Source organism: Bosea sp. RAC05 (assembly GCF_001713455.1).
GTDB lineage: Bacteria > Pseudomonadota > Alphaproteobacteria > Rhizobiales > Beijerinckiaceae > Allobosea.
Window position 1 is genome coordinate 3,500,489 of record NZ_CP016464.1, and the last position, 17,674, is coordinate 3,518,162.

The 17,674-nt window shown below is 65.3% G+C and carries 14 protein-coding genes; 5 read left to right on the forward strand and 9 right to left on the reverse strand.

The genetic code is table 11. From position 1 onward, the window contains the following. Positions 1-117 precede the first annotated feature (117 nt). The 3 genes from rpe to BSY19_RS20100 form a co-directional block, all read right to left on the reverse strand. Entirely contained in the window at positions 118-801 is a 684-nt protein-coding gene (rpe, locus tag BSY19_RS20090; RefSeq protein ID WP_069055680.1) for a ribulose-phosphate 3-epimerase, read from the reverse strand. A gap of 75 nt (positions 802-876) precedes the next feature. Continuing rightward, complete coding sequence (locus tag BSY19_RS20095; RefSeq protein WP_069055681.1) at positions 877-1,554, reverse strand: glutathione S-transferase family protein; 678 nt, start codon at positions 1,552-1,554, stop codon at positions 877-879. Between the two features lie 44 nt (positions 1,555-1,598). Then, positions 1,599-2,579, reverse strand: coding sequence for a hypothetical protein (locus BSY19_RS20100; protein ID WP_069055682.1), 981 nt, complete (start codon positions 2,577-2,579; stop codon positions 1,599-1,601). 267 nt (positions 2,580-2,846) lie between these two features. Here BSY19_RS20100 and BSY19_RS20105 point away from each other — a divergent pair, with 267 nt between their 5' ends. Next, the gene (locus BSY19_RS20105) at positions 2,847-4,097 is read left to right on the forward strand and encodes an NAD(P)/FAD-dependent oxidoreductase (protein ID WP_069055683.1); all 1,251 of its coding nucleotides are present in this window, start codon (positions 2,847-2,849) and stop codon (positions 4,095-4,097) included. A gap of 9 nt (positions 4,098-4,106) precedes the next feature. Here the strand turns inward: BSY19_RS20105 and murI are convergent, their stop codons facing one another. Beyond that, positions 4,107-4,976: a glutamate racemase gene (murI, locus tag BSY19_RS20110; protein WP_069055684.1), complete on the reverse strand. Its 870-nt coding sequence runs from the start codon at positions 4,974-4,976 to the stop codon at positions 4,107-4,109. 145 nt (positions 4,977-5,121) lie between these two features. Here murI and BSY19_RS20115 point away from each other — a divergent pair, with 145 nt between their 5' ends. After that, entirely contained in the window at positions 5,122-6,048 is a 927-nt protein-coding gene (locus tag BSY19_RS20115) for a bifunctional helix-turn-helix transcriptional regulator/GNAT family N-acetyltransferase (RefSeq protein ID WP_069055685.1), read from the forward strand. A gap of 7 nt (positions 6,049-6,055) precedes the next feature. Here the strand turns inward: BSY19_RS20115 and BSY19_RS20120 are convergent, their stop codons facing one another. After that, the gene (locus tag BSY19_RS20120) at positions 6,056-7,333 is read right to left on the reverse strand and encodes a flavin monoamine oxidase family protein (protein ID WP_236840416.1); all 1,278 of its coding nucleotides are present in this window, start codon (positions 7,331-7,333) and stop codon (positions 6,056-6,058) included. A 400-nt stretch (positions 7,334-7,733) separates the two neighbouring features. Here BSY19_RS20120 and BSY19_RS20125 point away from each other — a divergent pair, with 400 nt between their 5' ends. Beyond that, complete coding sequence (locus BSY19_RS20125) at positions 7,734-10,028, forward strand: TonB-dependent hemoglobin/transferrin/lactoferrin family receptor (RefSeq protein ID WP_083247725.1); 2,295 nt, start codon at positions 7,734-7,736, stop codon at positions 10,026-10,028. A gap of 121 nt (positions 10,029-10,149) precedes the next feature. Here the strand turns inward: BSY19_RS20125 and BSY19_RS20130 are convergent, their stop codons facing one another. The 4 genes from BSY19_RS20130 to BSY19_RS20140 form a co-directional block, all read right to left on the reverse strand. Beyond that, positions 10,150-11,142, reverse strand: a complete 993-nt coding sequence (locus BSY19_RS20130; protein ID WP_069055687.1) for a hypothetical protein — start codon at positions 11,140-11,142, stop codon at positions 10,150-10,152. Between the two features lie 331 nt (positions 11,143-11,473). Further along, positions 11,474-12,664: a hypothetical protein gene (locus tag BSY19_RS28205; RefSeq protein WP_210184389.1), complete on the reverse strand. Its 1,191-nt coding sequence runs from the start codon at positions 12,662-12,664 to the stop codon at positions 11,474-11,476. A 56-nt stretch (positions 12,665-12,720) separates the two neighbouring features. Beyond that, complete coding sequence (locus BSY19_RS20135) at positions 12,721-13,530, reverse strand: RNA methyltransferase (RefSeq protein ID WP_069055688.1); 810 nt, start codon at positions 13,528-13,530, stop codon at positions 12,721-12,723. Between the two features lie 188 nt (positions 13,531-13,718). Beyond that, positions 13,719-14,858 carry a dipeptidase gene (locus tag BSY19_RS20140; protein ID WP_069055689.1) on the reverse strand — a complete coding sequence of 380 codons (1,140 nt, stop codon included), beginning with the start codon at positions 14,856-14,858 and terminating at the stop codon, positions 13,719-13,721. Between the two features lie 449 nt (positions 14,859-15,307). Between BSY19_RS20140 and rpsD the strand changes: the two genes are divergently transcribed. Further along, a complete protein-coding gene (rpsD, locus tag BSY19_RS20145; protein WP_069055690.1) occupies positions 15,308-15,925 on the forward strand; it encodes a 30S ribosomal protein S4 in 618 nt (205 codons plus the stop codon). A 256-nt stretch (positions 15,926-16,181) separates the two neighbouring features. Next, a complete protein-coding gene (locus BSY19_RS27130; protein ID WP_083247726.1) occupies positions 16,182-17,549 on the forward strand; it encodes an FRG domain-containing protein in 1,368 nt (455 codons plus the stop codon). The last annotated feature ends 125 nt before the right edge of the window (positions 17,550-17,674 follow it).

Consider the following 17,674-nt stretch of genomic DNA (forward strand, 5'->3'; position numbering starts at 1 on the left):
CATCCTGAGGAGCGCTCCGCAGGAGCGCGTCTCGAAGGATGCTCCAGAAGGCGCCCCCTGGAGCATCCTTCGAGATGCCGCTGCGCGGCTCCTCAGGATGAGGGCAGAACTACAATCTCAAACCCACTCCCCGCGAGCGGCCTCAGCCGCCCCACGGATCGCGGCGATGTTGCCGGCATAGGCGGAAGGCCCGCCCTTGAACACGGCCGAGCCAGCGACGAAGACGTCGGCGCCGGCCTTGGCCGCCAGCGGCGCGGTCTCGACCGTCGCCCCGCCGTCGATCTCCAGCGAAATCGGCCGCTCGCCGATCAGCGCCCTCACCTGCGCGATCTTCGGCAGCACGGAATGAATGAAGCTCTGCCCGCCGAAACCCGGATTGACCGTCATCAGCAGGATCAGGTCGAGATCGTCGAGCAGCGGCTCGACCAGGCAGGCCGGCGTGCCGGGATTGAGCACGATGCCGGCCTGTTTCCCCTGCGCCCTGATCGCCTGCAGCGTCCGGTGCGGGTGCGGGCCGGCCTCGACATGGAAGGAGATCAGGTCGGCGCCGGCCTTGGCGAAGGCTTCGACATAAGGGTCGACCGGCGCGATCATCAGATGCACGTCGAAGAACTTGGTCGTGTGCGGGCGGATCGCCTTCAGCACATCGGGCCCGAAGGTGATGTTGGGCACGAAATGCCCGTCCATCACGTCGCAATGGATCCAGTCGGCGCCGGCCGCATCGATCGCGCGCACCTCCTCGCCGAGCTTCGAGAAGTCGGCCGAGAGGATCGAGGGGGCGATGCGGATGGGGGCGCTCATGCCGCGCGGTTTAAAGCATGGACCCGGCGAAGGGAATTGCGGATTCGAAGCCCCGGTCCCGCGGCGGCGGAACGCTCAGCGCATCGCGACCGGCACGGAGAGCCGCCGGTCGGCTTCCACGATCTCGTCGGCCACCTGCGCGAAGGCCGGCCGCTCGCGCAGCCTCGAGAACCAGCCGGACAGGCCGGGATGCCCGGCGAAGGACGGCCCGCCCAGCCGCCGGCCGAAGAGCAGCCCCATGAACAGCGCGATGTCGGCGGCGCACAGCCTTGGCCCGAAGAACGCCCGCCCCGCCAGCCTCTCTTCCAGCCGGGCGTGATGGCCGGCGAGCGTCTCCTCCGCGATCAGCGCATCCGCATCCTGCGCCGCCCGCCGCGCCGGGTCGGCGGGGCGCGGGCCGGTGCGGTGCATCAGCGGCCTCAGCGCCTGCAGCAGGATCTCGTCGGCGAAGAGCTCGTCGAGCCGGCAGCGGGCGCGCTCGGCCGGGCTGCCCGGATAGAGCGGACTCTCGGGATAGGCCTCGTCGAGATATTCGATGATCACCGTCGAGTCGTAGATCACGAGCCCGGCATCGCTGAGCACCGGCACCTGGCCCTTCGGATTGAGCGCCAGCACCTCCGGATGCTTCGGATCATAGCCGGTCGTCTGGTTGAAGGGGACCATCACCCGCTCGAAGGGCAGCCCCTTCTCGTGCAGCGCGATCTCGACCTTGCGGGCGAACAGGCTGAGCGGGCCGCTGTAGAGGGTGATCATGGGACAACTCCGATGGAACCGAGCGACCCTCGCAAGGTCGCCCGTCAGGCCCCGTCAGCAGCAGCCTCCTCCCGGCGGATGCGCGCCGCAAAACCGCTCAGCAGCCAGGGCATCAGATAGATCGGGAACTGCGCCAGCGCGAAGAACAGGAAGGTCGAGGGCGGCACGCCGGCCCCCAGCGCCGCGACGATCATGCCCATGTTCCGCTGGCCCGCGCCGTAGCCGACCATGAAGCGCTCCGAGCGGCGCAGGAAGCGCAGGGCGAGATAGCTGACGACCAGCCCGATGATCGAGACGGCGAAGGCGCAGGCGAGAAAACCGCTGACCCGCCAAGGAGTGTCGAACGCGGCTTGCGTGACACCGTCCATCGCCGCAATCGCGAAGGTGAAATACATCAGCACGCCGAAGCCATCGAGATTGGCCTTCATCGCCCGGATGCGGACAGTCCCGAGCGCCCAGCGCAGGATCGCGGCCGCCGCCATGCCACCACCGACGAAGAGCAAGAGCCGCAGCGTCAGCACCCAGCGGTCAAGCGGCACGGCGGCGCCTGCCAGCAGCTCCACCAGCATCGGCGCCACGATCGGGCTCGCCACCGTGGTGATGATGACGCCGGCGATGATCAGTGACGGCTCGAACCCATAGATCAGCGCCACGGCCGGCGAGGACATGATCGGCGGCGCGGCGGCCAGGATGGCGAGCCCCAGCAGCAGCCCGGGGTCGATCGCCTCACGCCCCACGATCAGGAAGGCTCCGCCGATCAGCACCACGGGCGCTGCCACCATCCACAGGCAGGTCAGGATCAGCCGCCCCGGGCTGCGCAGCAGGCCAGCGATGATCCGCAGATCGGCGCGCATGAAGACGATGGTGGTGAAGCAGAAGATCGTCACCGGCAGCAGCGGGCGCGCTGCAGCCGAAAACTGCGGCAGCGCCAGCCCCAGGAAGATCGACAGCGCAAAGCCCTGCGTGCCGTAGCGCCCGAGCCAGGCGAGGCTGGCGGCCAGTGAAGCGGCGATGCGCATGAGCATGAGAGGCGTGAGTCTCGAAAAGCGGCCGGAGGGACGCCGACACTGGCCGATCGGGACGCCCGCGTCACCCGCCGCCGCGACAGCCCCGCCCTGCGCCGGCAGAAAATTGCGCAGGCGACCCGCTTTGCCGGCTTTGGCCGGGACAGATGCAGGCGATGGCGCAAATCTTGCGAAACTTGAGGCGCAACCGCGCAAAAACCCACCGCGACGCTGACACCGCGTCACAAACGGCTATTTTCAAGCGGGTTGAGCGGGCAGGAGCGGGTGATGGCGACGGATACGATCGTTCTCGGTGCAGGCATCGTCGGGATTTCCGTGGCGCTGCACCTGCAGAAGGCGGGCCGCTCGGTCCTGCTCGTCGACAAGCGCGCGCCGGGCGAGGAAACCAGCTACGGCAATGCCGGTCTGATCCAGCGCGAGGGCGTCTACCCCTACGGCTTCCCGCATGATTTCGGCGCGCTGATCCGCTACGCGATGAACAACACCATCGACGCGCATTACCACTGGAGCGCGATCCCCAAGCTCGCGCCCTTCCTCTGGTCCTACTGGATGCATTCACGCGCCTCCCAGCACGAGGCTATCGCGCACAAATACGCCACCCTGATCGAGCATTGCGTCAGCGAGCACGACGCGCTCGCGGAAGAAGCCGGTGCCACCGGCCTATTGCGCCGCAAGGGCTGGATGAAGGTGTTCCGCACCACCGCCCAGCAGGACGAGCGCCTGGCCGAGGCCGCGCGCTGGAACCGCGATTTCGGCCTGAACTACAGGCCGCTCGACATGGCGACGCTGAGAGCCGAGGAGCCTCATCTCGACCATGACAGCCTGATCGGCGGCCTGCACTGGACCGACCCGGTCACGGTGATCGACCCGCTCGGCCTGTCCAAGGCCTATGTCGCGCGCTTCGAGGCGCTGGGCGGCAGGCTCGCCCTCGGCGATGCCGGCACGCTCGCCCAGGACGGCGCGGAGTGGACGGTGAAGCTGGCCGATGGCACCACGGCCAAGGCCCGCGACGTCGTCGTGGCGCTCGGCCCCTGGGCGGACGTGCTGTCGCGCAGGCTCGGCTACAATCTGCCGCTGGCGGTCAAGCGCGGCTACCACATGCACTACAAGGCGCAGGGCAACGCCGTGCTCAATCATCCCGTGCTCGACACCGAGCGCGGCTATTTCCTCGCACCGATGCAGCAGGGCATCCGCCTGACCACCGGCGCCGAATTCGCCGATCGCGACGCCCCCAAGACACCGGTCCAGCTCGAGCGCGCCGAGCCGATCGCCCGCACCCTCTTTCCGCTCGGCGAGCGGCTCGATCCCGAGCCCTGGCTCGGCCGCCGCCCCTGCACGCCCGACATGATGCCGATCATCGGTCCGGCGCCCAAGCACAAGGGCCTCTGGTTCTCCTTCGGCCATGCGCATCACGGGCTGACGCTGGCCGCCGTCACCGGCCGTATGATCGCGGAGATGGTCACGGGGCAGAAGGTCTTCGTCGATCCGACGCCGTTTGCCCCGGCGCGCTTCGCCTGAGGCCTGGCCTCAGCTGACGAGCGGCATCGGCTCGATCAGCACCTCGGCCAACCCGCGGCCCGCCAGCGCGATCCGCAGCGGGCCGGTGATCCCGGCGCCCGAGGTGAAAACCGCGACCGCCTCATGCCCGCCCGCCCGATCGGCGGCGGCATCAGTCCCGAGCAATTGCCCGACGCGCCGCGCGATCGCCGGCGCCGGGTCGATCCACTCCACCGGCCAGGGCGCGACGCGCCGCATCGGCTCCAGCAGCAGCGGGTAATGCGTGCAGGACAGCGTCACCACATCGGTGCGCCGCCCGCCCCGCTCGACGAAGCAGGGCGCGATCTCGGCGGCGATGGCATCATCCTCCACCCGCTCGCCCTTCAAGGCGGCCTCGGCCAAAGCGGCGAGCCCCGTCGCACCGACCAGCGTGACATTGCAGCCGCCGGCATAGGTCGAAACCAGCCCGCGCGTGTAGTCGCGCGCCACCGTGCCCGGCGTCGCCAGCACCGAGATCAGCCCCGAGCGCGTCGCGGCAGCCGCCGGCTTGATCGCCGGCACGGTGCCGACGAAGGGAATGGCGAAGCGCGCCCGCAGCGCCGGCAGCACCAGCGTCGAGGCGGTGTTGCAGGCGATCACCACGAGATCGGGATGGTGGCGAGCGACCAGTCGCTCCATCACCGCCAGCACGCGGGCGACCAGCGCCCCCTCCTCCAGCCGGCCATAGGGAAAGCCGGCATCATCCGCGGCATAGACGATGTCGGCGCCGCGGCAGGCCTCCCCCACGCGCGCCAGCACGGTCAGCCCGCCCAGCCCGGAATCGAAGACGAGGATGGTCGGCACCGGCCGCGCCAGCACGGCGGGACGATGCGTGGTTCCGGCCAGAAGATCGACCTGCATGCGCGAGCGGCCCGGGAGCGTGACGAAGGCGGCGATTCCGCCAGAGCCCGGTTAAGGGACCGTCAAGAAACCGGGAACGGCGCCCGACCAATTTAATTGACTCAGTCCATTATCTTGGCAGAGATGAGCGACGGAGGGTGTCGCCATGTCCGATCTTGAAAGAGCCGTCGCGGCGCTGCGCCGCTTCAACCGCTTCCACACCCGCCTCGTCGGTGCCCTCAGCGGCAGCCTGCACGGCTCGGGCTTCACCCTGACCGAGGCCCGCGTGCTCTACGAACTCGCCCGGCGCGACGGCTGGCTGGCGGGGGACCTGGCGAAGGCGCTCGGGCTCGACCCCGCCTATCTCTCGCGCATCCTGAAGCGCTTCGCCGCGGCTGGCTGGCTGCAGCGCGAGCGCTCGGCCTCGGACGGTCGCGCCCTGAGCTTGCACCTGAGCGCGGCCGGGCGCGCCGTCTTCGCACCCCTCGACGAGGCCTCGCAGGCCGAAGCCGCCGGGCGGCTGCGGACGCTCGACGCGGAACAGCGCGGCCGTCTGGTGGCGGCGCTGACCGAAGCCGAGACCCTGCTCTCGGGCACCCCGCCGGCACAGGCCGCCGCGCCTGTCATCCGCCCTCACCGCCCCGGCGACATCGGCTGGGTGATCGCGGCCCATGGCCGGATCTATGCGGAGGATTATGGCTGGGACATCGAGTTCGAGGCCTTCGTCGCCGAGATCGCGGCCGGCTTCCTGCGCGAATTCCGCCCCGGCCTGGAACAGGGACTGATCGCCGAGCGCGACGGGCAGATCCTCGGCTCGGCCTTCGTGATGCGGGAGAGCGACGAGACCGCGAAGCTGCGCATGGTTATCGTCGACCGTCCGGGGCGCGGGCTCGGGCTCGGCAAGGCACTGGTGCGCGAGGCTATTCGCTTCGCGCGGACGGCCGGATACCGCGGCATTCAGCTCTGGACCAACGACATCCTGCACGCGGCCCGCGCGATCTACATCGCCGAGGGTTTCCGGCTGATCGCCGAAGAGAAGCACCACTCCTTCGGCCAGGACCTCGTCGGCCAGAACTGGGAGCTGGTGCTCTAGCGGCGCCTCAGGCCTTGATCCGCGCCACGGCCGCGGCCGCTGCGCGGCCCGCCAGCGTCGCCCCGCCAACGGTCATGGCGCCGCCGCCGGCCGTGGCCTCGCCGGCGATGAACAGACGCCCGCCGATCGGCTCGGCCAGTTGCTCACGCGCCGCCTCCCGGCCCGGCAGGCAGACCGAATAGGAGCCGCGCGAGAACGGGTCGGTCCACCAGGCGGGGAAGGAAATCCCCGTCACCGCCTTGCGGATATCGGAGCCGATCATCGACGACAGCAGCGTCGTCAGATGGTCGCGGGTCGCGGCGGGCCCCGCGGCGGAGAGTTCGCGCGCGTGATCGCCGCCGCAGAAGGCGACGATCAGGTCCTTGCCCTCGGGAAACAGGTCGAAATTCATCAGCCGCTTCGGCGAGCCGGCCTCGAGGAAGCTGGTGCCCGGCGAAATGCCGAAACGATCCCCCTCGACCTTCAGCGCGATCTTGGTCAGCGCCCCCATGCCGATCCCGTCGAGCGCATCGCGGGTGCGGGCCGGCAGCGCGGGCGTGAAGCGGATCGCGCCCGCCTTGAGCACGCCGACGGGCACGGTCACGATGCAGGCCTGCGCCCGCAGGGTCCCCGCCGGCGTCGTCACGCTCACGCCCGGCCCGTCCCAGCGGATCTCGCTGACGGGCTGGTTCAGGCGGATGTCGAGCCCGGCCCCGTGCCGCACGACGAGGTTGCCATAGCCCGAGGGCACGAGGAGGTCCTCCCCCGCCCAAAGCCGCTGATAGTCGCGCGCCGAAATCCGCTCCGATTCCTCGCCGATCGAGAGCAGCAGCCCCGATGAGGCGATCGGCGCCAGATCGGGGCCAAGATCGCCCAGCAGATCGCGGATCGAGACGTCGCGCTTCGCCAGATCGACCGTCTCGAGCCGCCGGTCGATCTGGCCGAAGGCACCGCGCCGCCGCTGCCGGTCGGCATCGGCCATCGGCTGCCCGCCGGCAAAGACGCGAAATCCGCCGCCCCAGGATTCGTCGGAGGTCGCGACGCCGAGATCGCGGGCGATCTGGACCCAGGGGTTGCGCTCGGCCCAGTGGATGAACATCGCGCCGGCGTCATAGGCCGGCCCGAGCGAGGCGTCGGTGAAGGCGCGTCCGCCGACGCGGTCGCGCGCCTCCAGCACGATCGCCCGGCGGCCGGCCGCCTTGAGCTGATGGGCCGCCGCGATCCCGGCCGCCCCGGCCCCGATGACGATCACATCGGCCTCGGCCGCGAGGCCGCTCCCCAGCGGCAGCGCCACCGACGCCGCCATCGCAGCAGATCCTGTCAACATGGTCCGGCGGTCGAGCATGGTGTGAGAGCGTTCCGATTCAGGAACTCATGTTGGGACCCTGCCGCCGCGTTGCAACAGGAACATGTCGGCGCCGGCGCCCGGATCGTTCACGAGATCGGGAGCCCGCCGCGCGGCCGGTCGCCGAGACGCATCGCTTCTTTAGAACAATGTAAAATGAAGATTTCATTGGAGCGATTGCACGAATGTGTCTTCGCCGCATCGGACTGTATTCTTCGCGCCACGAGTGATTGACAGTCTTCGACTCCACCCATAACCGATGAGAGCCTTATCGAGCGTATAAGGCCTTGTTTATATTCATTTTAAACTCTGTGACGCGGTGGGCTCGGGCCTTCCGCGACAGCAAGGGCGGGTCAAGGCGATGGGGATTCATTCAGGCGGGCTGCGCGAGGGCGTGGCGCTGGGAACTCTGGTGGTGATGCTGCTGGCGACGCCGGCGCTGGCGCAGCAGCAAACGCGCAGCCGCACCGCGCCCGCCGCCCCGGCGGCGGAAGCGCCGGTCGTGCTCGACCAGATCACCGTCGAGGGCCAGGGCACGCCGGGCCAGGCGCTCGTCGCCGGCCCGACCACGACGCGCACGACGCGCGAGCAGCTCGACCGCCAGCAGGTCCAGAGCCTGACCGACCTCTCGACCCGCGTCGAGGCCGGCATCACCTTCAACCGCCAGAACAACAGCATCAACATCCGCGGCCTCGACGGCGCGCGCGTGCTGACGACGGTGGACGGCATCCGCCAGCCCTTCCTGATCGACACGCGCCTGAACCGCGGCGGCACCACCGCCTTCGACTTCGACTCGCTCTCGACGCTCGACCTGCTGCGCGGCCCGAGCGGCGGCAGCACCATCGGCGCCGGCTCGCTCGGCGGCGCACTCGCCGTGCGCACGCTCGACCCCGAGGACATCATTCGCAATGGCCGCAGCTATGGCGCGCTGGCCAAGACCGGCTTCGACAGCACCGACCGCGCCGTCTTCGGCAGCGCGGCGGGCGCGGCGCGCTTCAACAACACCTGGGCCCTGGTCCAGGGCGGCTTCCGCAACGGTCGCGAGACCGGCAATCGCGGCAGCGACAAGACGGTGGGCGCCGCGCGCACCGAACCCAACCCGCGCGACTTCGACCAGTACAGCTTCCTCGCCAAGCTCTACCAGTATTCGAACGACCAGGCCCACCGCTTCGGCCTGACCGCCGAGACCTTCAAGCGCTCGGACCGGATCTACAACCGCGACAATGCCGTCTCGCTCACCGGCAACTACCGTCCCGGCGCCTATCGCACCGGCGAGGACGTCCAGCGCGACCGCGTCTCGCTGAGCTACGACTACAAGATGCCGGGCTCCTTCTTCGACGAAGCCCACGCGCTGGCCTACTGGCAGCGCCTGAAGCGCAACGACCTGACCAACGGCTACCGCTACACCAGCATCGTCGGCCTCTACGCCCGCGACAACCAGAACGAGGAAGAGGCCTACGGCTTCAACGGCCACGTCATCAAGAACTTCAACACCGGGATGCTCTCGCACAAGGTGCTCGCCGGCACCGAGCTGCGCATGTCGAGCCTGGAGCAGTACAGCGCCGGCTCGGACGCCTGCCCGGCCCGTCCGGCGAGCGGCATCTACACGGCCCCCTTCACGACCTGCAACAACATCCCCACCAACCAGGCCGAGCAGCCCAAGGTCGATGGGCGCCTCGCCGGCTTCTACATCCAGGACGAGATCGGCCTGCTGGACAACCGCCTGCGCATCACCCCCGGCCTGCGCTACGACTGGTATGAGGAAAAGCCGCAATACACGCCGGCCTATTCGAACAGCGCCTCGCGCCCGACCGGCCTGCCCGCCGCCTCCAGCGACTCGGCCTGGTCGCCGCGCATCCGGCTCGAATACGAGGTCTTGAAGAACACCCCCTGGTTCAAGGACGTCACCGTCTTCGCGCAATGGGCCAAGAGCTTCCGCGCACCGACCGCCAACGAGCTCTATGGCCGCTTCGGCTCGCCGACGACCTATCTGCGCACCGGCAACCCGGATCTGCGCCCCGAGACCGGCAACGGCATCGATGTCGGCCTCCGCTTCGGCGACAAGGCCTTCGGCGGCTCGCTGACCTATTTCCACACCAATTACCGCAACTTCATCGAGCAGGTGCAGACCCAGGCGCCCGGCGTCGGCGGGCTCTACCCGCAGGGCGGCATCCAGAGCTTCCGCAACATCACGCGGGCCGAGATCCAGGGCTTCGAGGCGAACATGCAATACGCCTTCGCCCAGAACTGGCTGGTGCGCGGCTCCTTCGCCTACACCCGCGGCAAGAACAAGGACGACAACACCTTCCTGAACTCGATCCCGCCGATGCAGGGCATCATTGCCGTCGCCTATGGCACCGAGCGCTGGGGCGCCGAGGTCTCGACCAAGCTCGCCTCCGCCCGCAACGACGTCGCCGCCACCACCGGCGCGACCCAGGGCTTCAAGGCGCCGGGCTATGCGATCTTCAACGCCACCGCCTGGTGGAAGCCGATGCCGCAGATCGCCGACCTCGAACTGCAGATCGGCGTCTACAACATCTTCGACCGCAAGTACTGGGACGCGGTCAACGTTCCCACCGGCGTCCTCGCCCAGGCCCGCGACTACTACACCGAGCCCGGCCGCACGGTGAAGGCGACGATGAAGTACCAGTTCTGACGCGCCCGCATTCGTGTAAGACCCGGGATACGTCGCCGGCCGGCCCTTCGGGGCCGGCCGTTGTCGTTCGGGACTGGCTTCACGCCCACGGGTGAGCGGCACCGCCAGAAAGTAAGACGCATCAGATGCCGAGGCGCCAGGGGGTCGGCGATCTGTACCTGGCGATCTCGCGCTGATCGCGCAGCGCGTCGCGGACCTCGTTCAGGCGCGCGGCCGACTCTTCCAGCTGGCGATTGGCGCGCTCCAGCGAAGCCTGAAAGCCGGCGATGCGGATGCGCCATTTCGACCAGATGTTGTCCATGATCCGCTTGTGGACCGCTTTCTCATGGTCGATGGCGGCTTTGACAGTCCGGATGGCGGCATGGGCCGCATCGAGTTCATCGGAGCTGATGACGTCATAGACGGCGTTCATTTTCGAGGCGACGCCGGCGACGTTGGTCATCGACTTCGTCAGCTTGGTCACCTTCAGCAAGGGCTCCTTCAGCGTCGAGGCTGTCGTGCGCGCGATCTTGGACGCGTCGGGGTCCTGCGGTCCCAGACGGGAATCCGCGAAGAGCCCGGCGGCGCCCAGCACGATCTCCTTCGCCAGGGCGATCTCGGGCAAGGCGAAGGTGAGGATGCCCTGGACGATGTCGATGGCCTTGTCGACCTTTGCCTCGGTGAGTTCACGGTTCGCCTGGGCCAGCGCACCATCGAGCCGTGACAGCGCCTGCTCGTAAGCCTTGAGTTCGCGGGCGAGTTCCCGGAAGGGGAACATCCGGACGAAGGGCGTCATCGCGCTGGCCAGCCCGTGACCGAACATCCCCTGCAATTGCTCGATCTCGAGTTCGACACAGTCGCTGGCGGTTTCGAACAGCTCGATCACGGTCTTGAACTGACGGCGGTCGACCTTCTGCCGCGCCCGAAGCTTCCTGAACGCCAGATCGACATCGGCCGCGATCTGCTCCAGCAGGTCGAGGCGAAGGTACAGGCCATCGTCATAGATGCCGAAGAAGCGCCGCACGAAGGTGTCATAGGTGTTGCGGGCCAGCCGCGTGCGCCGGGCGAGGTCGGCCGCCCAGTCATAGGTGTCCTCGCCGAAATAGGCATCGACGTCTTCTGCGAGCGTAGCCATCGTCGGTGTCCGATCAGCGTTACGCCCGTCTGACGGGGCACGGCGAACTCCAATCGAGCGCACCGTTTGCGGCCGCGGGCAACAAGCCCGCAACGCTCAGTCGCAGCGGCGCAGCACCCGGTTCACTGCAGATCGCGATTCACGGACCCGCTCACGCCCAGATCGCCCGCGCCTCCGGCGGCAGGGTCGCAACGACGACAGCGACACCGGCCGGACGGTGAAGGCCACGATGAAGTACCGGTTCTGACGAGCCTTGCGTTTGTCAGACCCGGGACACGTCGCCGGCCGGGCCTTCGGGGCCGGTCGTTTTTTGATCGCGTCTCAGTTCAGATTACGTATAGAATGCAATCTGATCTAGCGTAAGTAGCGCTTGAAGCGCACGAACCTGAGTGTAGCTGTCAGCATCGGCTTGGCCATGTCCGACTGCGTGACGTGAACTAGCCTTTCCAGTTCGCGTTAATGGATCAAATTTCGCGAATGTATGTGACTTTAGATAATGGGCAAACGCTGCTGAAAGAAGCAATGTATCGGGCTGACCAGCTTTATTTTCTGCAGATTTCACAGCGAATTTGAGAAGCGTTTCTAGCTTAGCACTATTGCCATGAATTTGGCGGTAGGCGTCACTCAGAATGCCTTCGATCTCGGTGAGAATGATTTTCAGTGCCGCAACCGCATCGCCAGACACAAAATTATTTAATGCCGACCGCAGAAGGCGTTCCTTGCCCGCGAAATGGGTCTTGGCCATCCAACGCGCAAACATCGTTTCAACCCGCTGCGTGTCGAACGCAGCGAGCAAATTCGTTTCGGCCTCTTCAAGGTCGAATCCAGCTTCGCAGTGACTCACTAGTCCGCGAAATTCTCGGCCGAGAATCTCTACGAAAGGAAACCAGCCGGCTTCGGTAAGCCGTCCAAACACGCTTTCATCAGCGATGGCGTCGTATAAATCGCGGTATTTGAGTCGGCGATACAGCGTCCCGAGGTCTCTCTCCATTCTGTCGATCGAGAGTTCACCACCTGGGTTGAAGTCGAAAAAGAGAGCAAACCGCCAACCTTCTCGAAAAACACAGACAACGCGATCCTCCTTGCCAATCGCCACGAGCGGGAACGACATTGCGACCACATCCGCTACATCCGCCTCGAAAATGGCAGCCCCGACCACAACGGGACGTTTCGCCATGATATTGAGAGAAACCGCTGCTGTATCGAGCCATAACTCACCCGTATTGTCGGGATGAATTACAAGCAATACGTAACTTGAACGTGTCAAGTTGACATTTTTTTCTACCGCTCGTACGCGATCTTCAATATGTCCAGTTAGCCCCTCGACTACTCTGTGGAACAATCGATCATCCGACGTCAGAGAGAGACGCGTAAATACTTTGATCGTTTGACCGCCGCGCCCCGTTTCGCCAGCGACGCCGTTGAGCTGCAACTCCGTCAGCTTAATCGGTTCACCGAGGTTTCCGGCAAGCATGCCTGGCCCCGGCTCATCTAGTAATGAACCGTTCGTTGATCGGTCCAAGGCGCTTCTCCAGCAGAGCAAGGGGGGGGATGCTACGATGAACCCCCTCTTGCCCGCTACTCCCCCTCGCCGCCCTTCGGCGCCTGTCGCCGCCGCGGCCCCTCGGTCAGCGACTTGAACACGCCGCGCAGCGTCCGCGCCTCCTGCTCGGTCATCGCCAGCCGATGCAGGATGTCGCGCAGATTGGCGGTCATGATCTGCTTCTTGCCCGGCGGGAAAAAGCCGCACTGGTCGAGCTCGGCCTCGACATAGTCGAACATCGACAACACCGTCGCCCGCGTCGCCGGCGGCGAAAGATTGGCCTCGCGGAAGGGCGGCTCGCCGCCGGTCGCATTGAACCATTCATAGCCGACGAGCAGCACCGCCTGGGCGAGGTTGAGCGAGGCGAAGGCCGGATTGACCGGGAAGGTCAGGATCGCGTCGGCAAAGGAGATCTCCTCGTTCGTCAGCCCGATCCGCTCGCGCCCGAACAGGATGCCGACGCGCTCGGTGCCCGCGATGCGCTGCGCCAGCGGCGCCATCGCCTCGGCCGGGGTGACCACGCGCTTCATCTGGCCGCGCTCGCGCGCCGTCGTCGCCAGCACGAAGTTGAGATCGGCGATCGCCTCGGCCGCGGTCGGGAAGAGCCGGGCGTTCTCGAGGATATAGGTCGCGCCCGAGGCGGCCGAGGTCGCGCCCTTCTTCAGGCCGCCGCCGCTCGGCCAGCCGTCGCGCGGCGCCACCAGCCGCATCTCGGAGAGGCCGAAATTCGCCATGGCGCGTGCGCACATGCCGATATTCTCGGCCATCTGCGGCTCGACCAGGATGATGACCGGCGCCGGAGCCGTGGCAGGAGGGCGCGTGCGGTCGGTACCGGAACCGGTCATGTTTTCAGGTCTCGTCAATCCCGCGGAGCGCGGGAGCGACCGGGGAATCGCCCCAAGGAGGCACAGGGTCAAGCCTCAACCGTCATGCTCGCCCTTGTGGCGAGCATCCACGTCTTGAACACCGCTCGCGACGAAGGAAGACGTGGATGGTCGGGACGAGCCCGACCATGACGGCTCTCTGCCCGTCCTCAGCCCGCCGCCGCCTCGACCGCCCGCAGCACCCGCAGCGTGTTGCCGCCGGCGAGCTTTTCGAGATCGGTTTCCGACCAGCCGCGCCGGATCAGCTCCGCCACCAGCGCCGGGAAGACGCTCGTATCCTCCAGCCCGTCGGGGTTGATCCAGCCGAAGAAATCCGAGCCGATGCCGACATGGTCGTGGCCGATGCGCTTGGCCAGATAGTCCAGATGGTCGCAATACTGCGCCAGCGTCGCCTTCGGGCGCGGGCCGGCCTTGGCGGCGAGATCGGCCTCGACCTTGACGTGATCGACCCCGTCCGGCGACTTGCCGTACTGGTCCTTGGCGGGCTTGTGCCAGTCGCGCGAGGCCTGGCTGATGAAGTCCGGCACGAAGGTCGCCATCACCACCCCGCCATTGCCCGCGACCCGGTCGAGCACGTCGTCGGGCACGTTGCGCGGATGGTCGCAGAGCGAAAACGCGTTGGAATGGGACCAGACGACGGGCGCCCGCGTCACGTCGAGCGTGTCATGCATCACCTTGGGCGAGACATGGGCGAGGTCGACGACCATGCCGAGTGTGTTCATCCGGCCGATCACCTGCTTGCCGAAGGCGCTGAGCCCGTTGTTGCGCGGCGCGTCGGTGGCGGAATCGCACCAGTCATGGCTGTCGTTGTGGCACAGCGTCATCAGCCGGATGCCGAGGTCGAAATAAGCGTCGAGCGCGTCGAGTTCGCCGTCGAGCGCCGTGCCGTTCTCGATCGTCATGAACAGCGCGATGCGCCCCTCGGCCTTCGCCGCCAGCACATCGGCGGCACTCAGCCCAGGCCGGAAGACGTCGGCATGGCGCTTGAGGATGTCGCGCATCAGCGCGATCTGCGCGAGCGCGAAGCCGGCCGGGTTGCGCTGCTTGGGCGGGACATAGGCCGCGAAGAACTGCGCCGCGAGCTTGCCGGCCTGCATCCGCGGGATGTCGGTGTCGCCCTTCTCATGGATTTTCGTCAGGTCGTAGAGGCCGACATCGCCCTTCGCCGTGCGGTCGAGCCGGATGACGTAAGGAAGGTCGTTATGCCCGTCGATCAGCGGCGCGCGGTCGAGCAGCGCGAGCGCGGCGGCATAGGCATTGTCCTGGACGGGCGGTGTGGCGAGGGCCATGGCGGTACCTTCAGTCGGAATCGAGCGGGCGCGATCGTGGCAGGTCGCAAGCCCCCGCGCGAGGGCAGCGCGCGCAGGGGCGCCATGTATCAGGCCAACCACTCCTCCTCCCCGTCACCTCCCCGTCATCCTGGGCGACCGCAGGTCGACCGGGATCCATCGGAGGCTTCGGCGCCCTCCGATGGATCCCGGCCTTCGCTGCGCGAAGTCCAGGATGACGCACGATTGAAGCTGGAGGTGGCGGGAGACAGGCACCGCCCGCCGCTGCGCGTTTGACAAATGCCCCCGTAGATGGTTCTAAGCCGGCGTCGCGCGGGCCCAAAAGGCCCGCGTGGCTTTTTCCGCACCCGTGATCCGCTTTCTTCGGAAGCCGGATCTGTCGCTCCCGCCCCATGCGGGAGAGCAGGAGGGCGCGGTCCTCAACTCGCGAACTCACGAGGACACGCGATATGTCGAAGCGCCATGAGGCGAAATACAAGATTGACCGCCGCCTCGGTCAGAACATCTGGGGCCGCCCGAAGTCCCCGGTCAACCGCCGCGAATACGGCCCCGGCCAGCACGGCCAGCGCCGCAAGGGCAAGCCGTCGGACTTCGGCACGCAGCTGCGCGCCAAGCAGAAGCTGAAGGGCTATTACGGCTCGATCTCCGAGAAGCAGTTCCGCCGCTACTACGCCGAGGCGATCCGCCTCAAGGGCGACTCGGGCGAGAACCTGATCGGCCTGCTCGAGCGCCGCCTGGACGCCGTGATCTACCGCGCCAAGTTCGTGCCGACGGTCTTCGCCGCCCGTCAGTTCGTCAACCACGGCCACATCACGGTCAACGGCAAGCGCGTCAACATCGCCTCCTACCAGGTCAAGCCGGGTGACGTGATCGCGGTGAAGGAGAGCTCGCGCCAGCTCGCCATCGTGCTCGAGTCGGCCCAGCTCGCCGAGCGCGACGTGCCGGATTATCTCGACACCGACCACACCAAGTCGACCGCCACCTTCACCCGCACGCCGACGCTGACGGACGTGCCCTATGCGGTGCAGATGGAACCGAACCTGGTCATCGAGTTCTACTCGCGCTGATCGGACGGGCGCGGGCCGCAAGGCCCGTTGGCCGAAGCATTTGGGGGGATGGCGAGCAATCGCCGTCCCCTTTTTTGTTACACACTTGGTGTGCGGCTCACGCTCCGTTCAGATGCAACTGTTGTTGCAGCCACCAATGATAATTGGCATGCAGACATTTGTCGCTCTCACGACGTCATCCTCGCTAATGCGAGTTGTTGCAGTATGCTGCTAACCCAGATCTAATGACCCTACGCGCAGGCTGGAACGAGGGCAGATGTCCGAGAATTTCAATTATATCGCCTTTGGCGCACGCGAAATGGTTGAAGACCCGGTTGGCCTAATTGGGATGACACGGGGGCGAATGTTTGAATACACGCCTAGCGATATAGCTAAGCGCCTCGAAAATCTTGAGCCAAGCTCAATCGCCTTCCTTGAAAGCATCCCCACGTTTCTTTGTACGGAAATTGAACGCGCCAAGGGATCCGCCTCCATGCTGATAAAGTATGGGGTAATCGAAAACACCACCGTAAGCCCAAAGGAAGTATCCACGTCGTTCACGACGATAATCGATTTTGGAGATGTGACGTTCTCTGACATAGAGGCGGCACGTGAAGTCTTCGACGCCAGCGGCTTTCAGCTTTATCGCACGCATTGGGCCGTTAGGGTGGGAGATGCAAATCAAATTCTAGCGCGGCTCGGAGAAATCAAGCCAGAACTCAGAGAAGCAGTCCAAGCACAACTGGCCCCCAATGCAGCCGCAATATTGACTGAACCGCCTCCGCGCACCAAGAAAATAATTGGCACGGCTGACAGCGTGGAACAATTCCTGCAAATACTTTATAGTCTAGCAGCCAAAGAGGATACCGAAACATTCTTTCGGGGGCATGAAAATTCGCAATTTGAGCTCACGCCCTCGCTGTTTCGGCGCAGGGCTGATGGAGGATGGCAGTTCCTGCCCAGCGAAGATCGACTCTGCAAAGAACTTCTTATTGCTCATTATGACGATTTTCAATCTGATCAATATTGTTTCGATAGGCTAGTAAGAATGCAGCATTACAGACTACCAACTCGACTACTTGATATATCCAGCAACCCCCTTGTTGCGCTGTTTTTTGCGTGCCACAGTGATCCCGAACCACTCGATGTCGATGGTGAAGTCATTATTTTTCATGTAAAAGAAGATAACATGAAATATTATGACTCTGATACAGTAAGTTGTATATCTAATATTTCAAATCTAACATACGATCAAAAGAATTCGCTAGACTTGAATCTCGAAGTAGATATTTTTAATCAGACTCAATCCGCACTCAAATTGCTTCACCATATCAAATCTGAAAAAGGTTTTTTTGAAGCGAGGATCGCACCAGACGACCTCAGATCGATAATTTGCGTAAAGGCCAAACGCAATAATACTAGAATAAAATCTCAGTCGGGCGCATTCTTGTTGTTTGGCCACGAAGCCACACTGCCTGAATACGGACAGGATGGGATTGAAATAAATCGCGTATCCATTCAAAATAAGAGGGAAATTCTCAAACAACTGAACAGCCTAAACATCAATGCGATGAGTGTTTACCCCAGCATCGACCAAACGGCGGTTCATCTTCGAGCGAGGTATTTGGCTTCGCAAGGCAGATGAAGGCATAGCTTGCCTTAAATTTGCACCAACGAGAACATCAGCAGAAGGGTGTCTGCGCCGATCGGCCCGCTCGACCACCGCCGACACTACCACCCCATAGCCAAACCCCACCCCGCCAGTCCATG